Source organism: Algibacter sp. (assembly GCF_029245835.1).
In the GTDB taxonomy this organism is placed as follows: Bacteria; Bacteroidota; Bacteroidia; order Flavobacteriales; family Flavobacteriaceae; genus Algibacter_B.
In genome coordinates this window covers 21,928-35,170 of record NZ_JAQWOO010000066.1, presented here as the reverse complement: position 1 = coordinate 35,170, position 13,243 = coordinate 21,928, and the positions used below count along the sequence as shown (strand labels likewise).

At 31.2% G+C, this 13,243-nt stretch carries 7 protein-coding genes; 6 read left to right on the top strand and 1 reads right to left on the bottom strand.

Going from position 1 to position 13,243, the window contains the following annotated elements:
• Window positions 1-284 precede the first annotated feature (284 nt).
• The 3 genes from P8K68_RS10730 (at window position 285) to P8K68_RS10720 (ending at window position 4,342) form a co-directional block, all read left to right on the top strand.
• A complete protein-coding gene (locus P8K68_RS10730) occupies window positions 285-1,211 on the top strand; it encodes a PfkB family carbohydrate kinase (RefSeq protein WP_300250666.1) in 927 nt (308 codons plus the stop codon).
• A gap of 123 nt (window positions 1,212-1,334) precedes the next feature.
• Window positions 1,335-3,233: an amidophosphoribosyltransferase gene (locus P8K68_RS10725; protein ID WP_300250669.1), complete on the top strand. Its 1,899-nt coding sequence runs from the start codon at window positions 1,335-1,337 to the stop codon at window positions 3,231-3,233.
• A 947-nt stretch (window positions 3,234-4,180) separates the two neighbouring features.
• Window positions 4,181-4,342 (top strand): hypothetical protein, encoded by a 162-nt coding sequence (locus P8K68_RS10720; RefSeq protein ID WP_300250664.1) that lies wholly within the window; start codon window positions 4,181-4,183, stop codon window positions 4,340-4,342.
• Between the two features lie 383 nt (window positions 4,343-4,725).
• Here the strand turns inward: P8K68_RS10720 and P8K68_RS10715 are convergent, their stop codons facing one another.
• Window positions 4,726-5,334, bottom strand: coding sequence for a superoxide dismutase (locus P8K68_RS10715; protein ID WP_300250661.1), 609 nt, complete (start codon window positions 5,332-5,334; stop codon window positions 4,726-4,728).
• A gap of 125 nt (window positions 5,335-5,459) precedes the next feature.
• Between P8K68_RS10715 and P8K68_RS10710 the strand changes: the two genes are divergently transcribed.
• The 3 genes from P8K68_RS10710 to P8K68_RS10700 all read left to right on the top strand — a co-directional run bounded on the left by P8K68_RS10710 (window position 5,460) and on the right by P8K68_RS10700 (window position 13,243).
• Window positions 5,460-8,597 (top strand): UvrD-helicase domain-containing protein, encoded by a 3,138-nt coding sequence (locus tag P8K68_RS10710; RefSeq protein ID WP_300250659.1) that lies wholly within the window; start codon window positions 5,460-5,462, stop codon window positions 8,595-8,597.
• Between the two features lie 424 nt (window positions 8,598-9,021).
• Window positions 9,022-10,416, top strand: coding sequence for an OmpA family protein (locus tag P8K68_RS10705; RefSeq protein ID WP_300250656.1), 1,395 nt, complete (start codon window positions 9,022-9,024; stop codon window positions 10,414-10,416).
• Between the two features lie 73 nt (window positions 10,417-10,489).
• On the top strand, window positions 10,490-13,243 hold the full coding sequence (locus P8K68_RS10700) for a PD-(D/E)XK nuclease family protein (protein WP_300250653.1): 2,754 nt from the start codon (window positions 10,490-10,492) through the stop codon (window positions 13,241-13,243).

Below are 13,243 nucleotides of genomic sequence, written 5' to 3'. Positions count from 1 at the left end.
AAGCTTTGGGAACTTTCTTAGCAACCTGATTTCAGGGCTTATCGCATATAGCTTCTTGCCTAAAAAACCGTCTATTAAATTTCAAACTATAAATTCCAATCAAGTTTGCCTGTTTTAATAATCGAACTCAGGTTAATAGCTTACAAATATTAAGACACCTCCTCTTCTAAAAAGTCACATTTAGATTAAAAATTATTATAAACTGCAGTATGTATTGAAAAAAATATAGTCGTTCTAATCTATAAAAAAACTTATATTTGCAGCTTAATTTCACACCTCATTTTATGAGTAAATTAATAATTGTAGGAACTGTAGCTTTTGATGCTATTGAAACGCCTTTCGGTAAAACCGATAAAATTCTTGGTGGTGCTGCAACTTACATAGGTCTTGCTGCTTCCCATTTTAATGTAGATGCTGCTGCGGTATCTGTTGTTGGCGGCGATTTTCCAGAAGCCTATTTAGATTTATTAGAAACTAAAAATATTGATGTTTCAGGTATTGAAATTGTAAAAGAAGGTAAAACGTTCTTTTGGAGTGGAAAATATCACAACGATATGAATTCTCGTGATACTTTAGCAACAGAGCTAAATACACTTGCTGATTTTAATCCTGTTGTTCCCGAAGATTATAAAGATGCTGAAGTGGTTATGTTAGGAAATTTACATCCTAGCGTCCAATCTAGTGTTTTAGATCAAATGACAGAAAAATCAAAATTAGTGATTTTAGACACCATGAATTTTTGGATGGATTGTGCTTTAGATGATTTGCTAAAAGTTATTAAGCGTATAGACGTTATTACCATAAACGACGAAGAAGCTAGACAACTAACTGGAGAATACTCTTTAGTGGTTGCAGCAAGAAAAATACATGAGATGGGACCAAAATATGTAGTGATTAAAAAAGGAGAGCATGGCGCTTTATTGTTTCATAACCACCATGTGTTTTATGCGCCCGCTTTGCCGTTAGAAGAAGTTTTTGACCCTACTGGTGCTGGCGATACATTTGCAGGAGGTTTTGCAGGTTACCTTGCTAAAACTGGTGATGTTTCTTTTGAAAACATGAAGAATGCCGTAATATATGGCTCCACATTAGCCTCATTTTGTGTCGAGAAATTTGGTACTGAGCGCATGCAAAACTTATCTAATAGCGAAGTACATAAACGACTATTACAATTTAAGCAACTAACACAATTTGAAATAGAACTAACATAAAATAACGTGCTCTTAAATTGAGTGCGTTTTTTGATTAAAATATTTTTATCCGCGAAATCAAAGATTCACGAATACATTATTATTTAATGTGAATTAATGAGTAAAGCGAAAACATTTATAACTATGAGTGATGCCTTAAAACACGAATGTGGAATAGCAATGATTAGGCTTTTAAAACCATTAGAGTTTTATAAAGAAAAGTATGGAAGTGCATTTTATGGTGTAAATAAAATGTATTTAATGATGGAAAAACAGCATAATCGTGGTCAAGACGGTGCTGGTTTTGCAAGTATAAAATTAGATACGAAACCCGGAGAGCGTTATATTAGTAGGGTACGTTCTGTAGCACAACAACCTATTCAGGATATTTTTGCTCAAATTAACGACCGGATTAATCAAGAGTTTGAATCTCATCCAGAATATAAAGAAGATGTTGCGGCACAAAAAAGAAACATTCCTTATATAGGAGAGGTTTTATTGGGTCATGTTCGTTACGGAACTTTTGGAAAAAACAGTGTAGAAAGTGTTCACCCGTTTTTAAGACAAAACAACTGGATGCACCGAAACCTAATTATGGCTGGAAACTTTAACATGACCAATGTTAAAGAACTTTTTAGCAACCTTATTGAATTAGGACAACACCCAAAAGAATATACCGACACCATAACCATTATGGAAAAAATTGGTCATTTTTTAGATGATGCCGTTAGCAAAATTTACAAAGACTTAAAAAAAGAAGGTTATAATAAAAGAGATGCTTCTCCTAAAATAGCAGAACGACTTAAAGTTGGTAAGATATTAAGACGTGCGGCCAAAAATTGGGATGGTGGTTATGCTATGGCTGGCCTTATTGGACATGGAGATTCATTTGTATTAAGAGATCCTGCAGGAATTCGACCTGCCTATTATTATCAAGATGATGAAATTGTTGTGGTAGCATCTGAACGTCCAGTAATTCAAACCGTTTTTAATGTAGATTTTGAAGATGTAAAGGAATTAGATCCTGGATGTGCCATTATAACCAAAAAATCGGGTCAGGTTGAAATCAAAAAGATATTAGAACCTCTGGAAAGAAAATCATGTTCTTTTGAGCGTATTTATTTCTCAAGAGGTAGTGATGCCGAAATATATAAAGAGCGTAAGATGTTAGGTGAACTATTAATGCCTAAAGTCATAGAAGCCATTGATAACGATACCAAAAACACCGTTTTTTCATACATTCCTAATACCGCTGAAACTTCATTTTTTGGAATGATTGAAACCGTTGAAGATTATTTAAATGTAAAAAAAACGCAGGCTATTTTAAGCGGTGGCGGAAAAATGTCTGCTAAAAAAGTTACCGAAATTTTAGAAGAAAGACCACGTATAGAAAAAATAGCTATTAAAGATGTTAAGCTTAGAACGTTTATTACTGAAGATAGTAGTCGTGATGATTTAGTTGCGCACGTTTATGATGTTACTTATGGCGTCATTAAACCAACAGATAATCTTGTTATTATTGATGATAGTATTGTACGAGGGACCACTTTAAAAATGAGTATCTTAAAAATGCTAGACCGCTTAAATCCTAAAAAGATTGTTGTAGTATCTTCTGCCCCTCAAATTCGTTATCCAGATTGTTATGGTATTGATATGGCAAACCTTGAAAGTTTGGTGGCTTTTAGAGCTGCTTTAGAGTTGTTAAAAGAAGCTGGGAAATACGATATTGTAAAAGAGGTCTATACTAAATGTATTAAGCAAACTGATTTAGATGATAAACACGTTCAGAATTTTGTAAAAGAGATTTATGATCCGTTTACAGACGAACAGATTTCAGATAAAATTTCAGAGTTGTTAAGTCATGAATCTTTAAAAGCTGAAGTGAAAATTATTTTTCAACCTGTAGAAAATTTACATAAGGCTTGTCCAGATCATTTAGGAGACTGGTATTTTACAGGAAACTATCCTACAGTGGGAGGCAATAGAGTAGTAAATAGAGCATTTATCAACTTTTACGAAGGCAATAATGAACGCGCATATTAATTACTAAATTGATAATATTCACAATACAAAACCAAGTAAAATGTATTTTAACCAGAAAAAATGCGTTTTATCTAAAAAATAATCAGAATATTTAAATTACACATAAATTGGTCTCACCATAACATAAGTAGGTTAAGTTCATGGTAGATTTGGGGCAAAAAAAGGTGAACATCTGTTCGCCTTTTTTTATGCCATTTATTTTCTTTTTTAATTTTATTTTGAATGTTTGCACTTTACCCTAATTAACGGGCATAACCTCTTTTAAGCCAATATTTGCGTCGTTTAACTAAAATATTTTAACAAACAATACAGCTGCCATATATTTGAAGAACCATAACATAAGTAGGTTAAGTTTATGGTAGATTTGGGGCAAAAAGGTGAACACTCGTTCACCTTTTTCATTTTATACAATTCCCGTGAAAATGGGAGTCTCTTTTTTATAATTTTTTGTAATCTTTCTCTTCTAAAATATTTTATATTTACCGGATAACAACAACAAAATACTTACCATATCCTGACTTATTTACGGGATATGAAACATAAAAGTGACTATATAACAAGTTTTGTGTAAGCTGGATATTAGACAACATTACGATCTAAACGACTATGAAAACTCTAAAAAAAATTGGTTCAATTGCCTTCTTCTTAGTAATACTAATTATAGCACTACATTCATGTAGAGGGACAACTTTGAAAGGCTGGTTCAAAACTGGAAGCATTCCCGAAAGTTATAAAATTGGATTGGACAAATCGATCTTCCAAAATGGGAATCAAAGTGCATTTCTTGAATCGATAGATTCAATATCTAATGGTTTTGGAACTTTAATGCAGTCCTGTGAAGCCAAACAGTATAGCGGAAAAAGAATTAAACTGAGTGGGTTTGTAAAGGCAGAACAGACTGGACTAATTATGAGATTATTTTGGATGTCCCTGAAAATAGCTCCACTATGAATTTTGGAATTTTACTAGTTGGATCTGGAAAGGTTTGGATTGATCATTTAATTTTTGAAATTATTGGGAATTCCGCAGAGAAATTTAATGAGTCTTCAAATGACAAAAGTTCGTTTAATTTAAATCCTGAACCGCAAAATTTAAACTTTGAAAAATAACCTAAACATAACATGCTTATAAAACAAATACATTTAAACCAATCTCCATTCAAATCTTCAAATTCTAAACTCTAAATTTTGCATATGTAAAATGGGGTTAAATTAATGACTGCTTTACTTAAATAGGTTAGGAATTGCAACGGAAATCCTTTTTAAAACTTTTATAAATATACCGTCATTGCGAGGAGGCACGACGAAGTAATCTTGTGTAATTAAAGAGATTGCTTCACGTTTTTCGCAACGACGTTTGGTTTTGACATTTTAAAAAGATACAGCCTTTCGACAGCGCTCAGGATAAACTAAAAGCCCAACCCTTGGGTAGCGCCATAAAAAAAGGCAAATCCATTTCTGAATTTGCCCTTATATTTAAAATAAAAAATATTTTATTTTGCTTCTGCGTAACGTTTTTCAACTTCATTCCAGTTAACAACATTAAAGAATGCTTTGATGTAATCTGGACGACGGTTTTGGTAATTTAAATAGTATGCATGCTCCCAAACATCGAGCCCTAAAATAGGCGTACCACCACAGGTAACACCTGGCATTAATGGATTGTCTTGATTTGGTGTAGAGCAAACTTCTACTTTACCTCCTTTGTGCACGCATAACCATGCCCAACCGGAACCAAATTGAGTTGCTGCCGCTTTTGAAAACGCAGCTATAAATTCATCTTTAGATCCGTAGGCAGCTTCAATAGCATCTTTTAAATCGCCTGATAAATAGCCTCTATCTTCCGGATTCATTACTTCCCAAAATAATGAATGGTTATAAAATCCGCCACCGTTATTTCTAACAGCACCATTATTCATATCTAAATTTCCAAGAATATCGTTAATAGATTTTCCTTCTAATTCTGTTCCTGCAATAGCATTATTTAAATTGTTGGTATACCCTTGGTGATGTTTTGAATGGTGTATCTCCATGGTTCTTGCGTCTATATGAGGTTCTAAGGCGTCATAAGCATATCCTAATTTCGGTAATTCGAAAGCCATAATTATTTTGTTTTAATTATTATTATTTAATTGCATTCAAATTTACGCATAATACAGGTCATTTAAAAATAATAAATTGTTATCAAACCATCGATAGTTTTTATCTTGTACGCAAATCATTCTTCATGCAAAAAACGTATCCTTTCACAATTTATAATGCCTCGGCTGGAAGCGGAAAAACCTATACGCTTGTAAAAGAATATTTAAAAATTTTATTTCAATCAAATCACCCAAAGCCTTTTAAACGCATTTTGGCTATAACCTTTACCAATAAGGCTGTTGCAGAAATGAAAGCTCGAATTATTGAAACACTTAAAACATTTTCTGATGCTGCTGTTTTAAAAAGTGGGGACTCCATGTTTGAGCGTATTTGTTACGAATTAGATATGAAACCAAATAAACTACATGAAAAATCTAAAAAATTATTAAATACTATACTGCACAATTATGCAGCTTTTGATATTTCTACTATTGATGGTTTTACTCATAAATTGATACGGACTTTTGCTTATGATTTAAGGTTGCCTTTGAATTTTGAAGTAGAGCTAGATCAAGATGCATTACTTAACGAAGCTGTAGATAGTTTAATCTCAAAAGCTGGAAATGATGATGCCCTTACAAAAGTTTTAATTGATTTTGCTATTGAAAAAGCAGACGATGATAAAAGTTGGGATGTGTCTTTTGATTTTAACAAGATTGCTAAACTCTTGGTAAATGAAAATGATATCCCATTTATAAATAGTTTAAAGGATAAATCTTTAAAAGATTTTAAAGTACTTAAGTCTCAGCTGAAAAAAGAAATCACAAGTTTAGAAGAACACATTATTAAAAACGCTGAAACTGTTCTTACTTTAATTAAAGAAGCAGGGTTAGAACATACCGATTTTTCTAGAGGCACATTGCCAAATCATTTTATAAAAGTTTCTAAATTAGAACTGAACGGGGTTTACGCAAATAAATTAGGCGACAATATTTCTGAAAGGAAAAGTATTTATACAAAAAAATTAAGTCCGGAATTAGCCAGCACTATTGATCGTTTGTTACCAGAAATTGAAGTTTTATACAAAACAATTAAAGTTCAAGTATTTCATCTAAAATTTTTAAAAGGATTTTATAAAAACATAACACCCCTATCCGTTTTAAAAGTTATAAATAGTGAATTACAAACCTTAAAAGAAGATCAGAACAAAATGCTGATTTCAGAATTCAATAGTATTATCAGCAATGAAATTGCAGAACAGCCAACTCCTTTTATATATGAACGTTTAGGCGAAAAATTTAGACATTATTTTATTGATGAGTTTCAAGATACATCAATTATGCAATGGGGGAATTTAATTCCTTTATTAGATAACTCTTTATCTACCACTAATGGGGGCACCATGATAGTTGGCGATGCAAAACAAGCTATTTACCGTTGGCGTGGTGGGAAGGCAGAACAATTCATAGATTTGTTTAACAAAAAAAACATCCCTTTTCACTTAGAGCAAGATGTTAAAAACCTTGAAGAAAACTACCGAAGCTTTAAAGAAATAGTTGGTTTTAATAACAGCTTTTTTAAGTTTTTAGCACATCTGGTTTTTAATAATGACGATTATAAAACGCTTTATGAAAACGCGCATCAAAACATAACTGAAGAACAAGACGGTTTTGTAGCACTATCTTTTTTAGATATTGACAAAGAAGATGATAGAAACGACATTTTTCCTGAAGCCGTTTTAAACACCATTAATACCTGTATAGAAAATGGTTTTAACCTTGAAGATATTTGTGTTTTAGTAAGAAAGAAAAAAGAAGGGGTTGCCATTGCTGATTATTTAAGTCAGCATAAAATTCCTATTATTTCATCTGAAACATTACTGATTAATAATTCGCCCGATGTGGTTTTTATTAATGATTTATTAGCACTTTTTATTCAACCAGAAAACAATGAAACAAAAATTAAAGTTTTAAGTTATTTAACGACACTTTTTAATATTGAAGATAAGCATGCTTTTTTTACAAATCACATCCACCTTTCTAATGATAAGTTATTAAAAAACCTAGAGTATTATGAGGTTTTTGTTGATAGTAACTCATTATTACAATTGCCGCTTTATGACTTAGTTGAAACCATTGTTAGAAGTTTCAAATTAGTTAATAAATCAAATGCCTACATTCAGTTCTATTTAGATATAGTTTTAGAATTTTCACAAAAAAAAGGTTCAGATCTTTCAGGGTTTTTAGACTACTTTGAAAAGAAAAAAGAACGTTTAAGTATTATTTCGCCTCAAGGGCAAAATGCCATTCAAATCATGACCATTCATAAATCCAAAGGTTTAGAATTTCCTGTAGTAATTTTTCCTTATGCCGATTTAGACATTTATAGAGAATTAGAACCTAAAGAATGGTTTGGCATAGATGCAAAAAAATATAATGGGTTTTCGCATACACTTTTAAATTATAATAAAGATTTTGAGAATTACGGAGATGAAGGCAAGCGTATTTATAACAAACATCAATCTGAGCAAGAATTAGACAATATTAATTTACTTTATGTTACCTTAACAAGAGCCATTGAGCAAATTCATGTTATTTCAACTAAAGATATATCATCAAAAGGAGAAGCAAACACCAAAAAATATTCAGGGCTATTAATACATTTTCTGCAACATCAAGGCATTTGGAATGATTCAGAACTTAGGTATAGTTTCGGAAATCCTAAAAAAACATCAAAAAGTCCCTCCAATAAAGAGGAAACTAATTTTCAACAGGAATTTATTTCAACGGCAAAAGAAGATCATAATCTAAGAATCGTAACAAAATCAGCTTTATTATGGGATACTAGTCAACAAGAAGCTATAGAGAAAGGTAATCTGATTCATAATATTATGGCTCAAATAAAAACAATAGCTGACGTTAATTTTGTAATTACCAATTTCTTAAAGTCTTCTGCTATAAATAAAGAACAAGCGTCAGCTTTAAAAGAAACAGTTATAAGTATTATTAATCATCCAGAACTTCAAAATTATTATACTTCCGGTTATACCATATATAACGAGCGCGATATTATAGCTAAAGACGGTATTATTTTAAGACCAGATAGAATTGTAGTAAACGCTAATAATGATGCCATAATCATAGATTACAAAACAGGTTTAGAAGATAAAAAACACTGGCAACAACTTCAATCTTATCAAGATGTTTTAGAAGATATGGAAATAACTGTCAGTAAAAAAATTCTTATTTATTTAAATGATACTATTTCAGTAAAAGTTATTTAGAAACCAATAGATGTTTAAAGTATCAAAATAAGATACAAAAGTCCCTGATTTTGATGCTACAAATGGAGATTACAATGCTCTTCTTCATTTATAATTATGAGATAAAACACCTTAAAAAACACTAATTTGTTTTAAAAATAATGTATTACACTTGTAAGTAATACATTATAAATAAAAATCTAGAATACCTATACACCTGTTTTTAGCACAATAAAAACGCTATTAATCAAGATTATTACTACGTTTACTAATGTTGAATACCACTAAAAAATTATCTAAACTCATTCTTAACTAGTAAATGAGTGCAAGTAATCCTCAAAAAGACTAAACGATATGTATAATATTTTTTTATATTTGTCTTTGTTAATAACATTTAACAACTTACTTTTGCAGATAATTAACACTTAAAATTAAACTTTTGAATATGAAAAATCTTAGCAGATTATTGTTCGCTATGTTGCTTGTACTTGGTTATAGTAACGTTAATGCGCAAGACAACAACAACCCGTGGCAAATTACTATTGGTGTAAACGCAGTAGATGCTTATCCTTCTGGAGAAGGCGCTCTGTATACAGGTGGTGGTTTTACTAGTGAATCCTTTGGAGGTGAGTTCGCAAACGTAACTGATCACTGGAACATTTTACCTTCTTTATCTACGATTTCTGTATCTAAATATTTAAGCGATGGTTTTTCTTTTGGACTTGCTGGATCTTTGAATAAAATAGAAAATTGGGGAGACATTAGTGTAAATCCTGACACAGCTAACAGCGTTGATGACTTATCATACTATGCTTTAGATGGTACTATTAAATACAACTTCCGAGAAGGAAAAACCTTTGATCCTTTTGCAGGAATTGGTGGTGGTTACACTTGGATTGATGAAATTGGTGCTGGTACATTAAATGGGACTTTAGGTTTCAACTTATGGTTTAGTGACAATATCGGTTTAACAATCCAAACGTCGTACAAACATGCATTTGAAGAGTACTTAGATACGCATTTCCAACATACAGCAGGTCTTTCTATCAAATTTGGTGGAACTGATACTGATGGTGATGGTATATACGATAAAGATGATGCTTGTCCAGATGTTGCTGGTTTAGAAGCATTCAACGGATGTCCTGATTCTGACGGCGATGGTATTGAAGATAGTAAAGATGATTGTCCTAACGAAGCTGGTTTAGCTGAACTTAATGGATGTCCTGATACTGATGGTGATGGTATTGCTGATAACAAAGATAACTGTCCTACAGTTGCTGGTTTAAAAGCTTTAAGCGGTTGTCCTGATGCTGATGGTGACGGGGTTACTGATGCTGACGATAAGTGTCCTAATGCTGCTGGTCCTTCTGCAAACAAAGGATGCCCTTGGCCAGATACTGATGGTGATAGCGTATTAGATAAAGATGACAAATGTCCAGACGTTAAAGGTACTGTTGCAAACAACGGATGTCCTGAAGTAAGTGCTGAAGTTCAAAAAACGCTTAATGAGTATGCTAAAACAATCTTGTTTGATACTGGTAAATCAAGTATCAAAGCTCAATCTCAAGCTGTATTAGCTGATATTATAAGTATACTTAAAGAATATCCAACAGCTAAATTTACAGTTGAAGGTCATACTGATAGCGTAGGTAGCGAGAAATTAAACCAAAGATTATCTGATTCTAGAGCAAATTCTGTGAAAGAATACTTAGTTGAAAATGGTATTGATGCATTCAGACTTTCTACTCTTGGATATGGAGAATCTAAACCAATTGATTCTAACAAAAATAGAGCTGGTAGAGCAAACAACAGACGTGTAGAAATTAACTTAGCAAAATAAGCTAACGTAATTTAAAATAAATAAGTTTACAAAAAACGCTTCGGATATCCGAAGCGTTTTTTATTTTTATACAATGACAACTTTCATTCACGATGTTCTTAAAGATCTACAAAACAAAAATCAAAACCTTTCTGATTTAACATTTGTTTTGCCCAGTAAAAGAGCTGGACTGTTTTTAAAAAATGAACTCACTAAAGTTATTAATCAAACCGTATTTGCACCCCAAATTTTAAGTATTGAAGAATTTGTGGAAGAGCTATCTCAACTTAAATCTATTTCTAATACAGAGCTTCTTTTTGAATTTTATTCCATTTACAAAAAACATACAAAAAAAGAACAGACAGATGCTTTTGAGTCGTTTTCAAAATGGGCACAAATATTACTTCAAGATTTTAATGAAATTGATCGCTATTTAATTCCTCAAGAAAAAATATTTAATTATTTAAGTGCTATTCAAGATTTAAATCATTGGTCTTTACAAGAGAATAAAACCGATTTTGTAAAAAACTATTTATCTTTTTGGAATAAACTATACAACTATTACACGCATTTTACAGACTATCTTTTAAATAAGAAAGTTGGATACCAAGGCTTAGTTTACAGAGAGGCTGTAGAAAATTTAGAAGCTTATATTCAAAACAACTTAGAAAAAACACACATATTTGTGGGGTTTAATGCCCTTAATACTTCTGAAGAAACCATCATTCAAGAATTACTTCAAAATAATTTAGCAAAAATTTATTGGGATATTGATAAGGTTTTTATGAACAACCAAAAACATGATGCTGCTTTATTCACGCGACAACATCTAAGTAACTGGAAATACTTTAAAAACAACACCTTTAATTGGATAACTGAAAATTATTCAAGAGACAAAAATATCTCAGCAATTGGAATACCTAAAAATATAGGTCAAGCAAAATATATTGGGTCGCTTTTAAGTGATTTACAAAAAAATAATGATTCGTTAAATAATACTGCAGTTGTTTTAGGCGATGAAAACTTATTAATCCCTGTGCTGAACTCGCTACCTTCCAGCATTAAAGCTTTAAACGTTACTATGGGATTCCCTTTAAAGTCAATTCCATTAGCGTCATTATTTGATGCGCTTTTTAAATTACACAAAATCAATTCAAATTCATTTTATTATAAGGATGTTATTAATATCATTTCACATCAATTTATAAAGCCTTTATTATATATTAAAGGAATCGATTATTCATCTAAAATCGTTGAAACTATAGATAATAATAATCTCGTTTATTTAAATAAAGACAGGTTAAGTAAAATAACTAAGCAAAACAGTGTCATAGATTTATTGTTCTCTAATTGGCAGAATTCAATACCTTTAGCCTTAGAGAGTTGCTCTAAACTCATATTAGAAGTTAAATATGCATTAGATAAAAACAAAAGTTCAAACTTATTATCATTAGAATACGTGTTTCGTTTTAATGAACTATTTAATGAACTTACTAGATTAAACAATGAGCATGAGCACATAAAAGATATTTCCTCATTATACAGTATTTACAAAGAGCTTTTAAGCAGTGAAACTTTAGATTTTCAAGGCGAGCCCTTACAAGGTTTACAACTTATGGGCATGTTAGAATCTCGTGTTTTAGACTTTGAAACAGTCATTATTTCATCTGTAAACGAAGGGATATTGCCAGCTGGTAAAAGCAATAATTCTTTTATTCCTTTTGATGTTAAACTAGAAAACAACTTACCCACTTATAAAGAGAAAGATGCTGTTTATACGTATCATTTTTACAAACTTTTACAGCGGGCAAAAAACGTTTATATAGTATATAATACAGAAGCTGATGTTTTAACTGGCGGAGAAAAAAGCAGGTTTATTACGCAATTAGAACTTGAGGACATTCATACAATAAATCATCAAATTATTGCTCCCGAAGTACCAACTATTGAGAGGCATTTAAACGTTGTAAAAAAAACAGAAGCCTTACAAAAACAAATAATTGAAACAGCAAATCAAGGCTTTTCTCCTTCATCATTAACAAACTATATGAGAAATCCTATTGATTTTTATTATCAGAAAATTTTAAAAATAAAAGATCATGATGATGTTGAAGAAACTGTGGCTGCAAATACCCTAGGAACAGTTGTACATAACACATTAGAAGATTTTTACGAGCCTTTTATTGGGCATTTTTTAACTGTTGAAGGTATTGAAAATTTAAAACCTAAAATTGAACAAACGGTAAGTTATCATTTTAAAAAAGAATACAAAGAAGGTGATATTACAAAAGGCAAGAATCTCATTGTTTTTGAAGTCGCAAAACGCTATGTTTCTAACTTTTTAGACTTAGAAATAAAAGCTTTAAAAGCTGGCGATAAAATTAAAATTATTGCTATTGAAGCAAATAATAATATTACAATTAATATCTCTGAGCTCGATTTTCCGATAAGAATTAAAGGAAAAGTTGATAGGGTTGATGCATGTAACGGTACAACCCGAATTATCGATTATAAAACGGGTAGTGTTCAACAAAATCAAGTAGAAGTAGTTAATTGGGAAGACATTACTACAGATTACAAAAAGTATAGCAAAAGTTTTCAAATATTAACTTATGCTTATATGATGCATACATCAAAAGAAATTCAATTGCCTATTGAAGCTGGCATTATTTCTTTTAAAAAGCTGAATGATGGATTTTTAAAATTTGCAAAAAAAGAAAGTGCTTTCAGCAGAAGTAAAAACACTTTAATAACCGATGATACTTTAATTGCTTTTGAAAATGAGCTAAAAAAACTCATTATTGAAATTTGCAACCCTAAAATAGATTTCACCGAAAAAGAAGTTTAA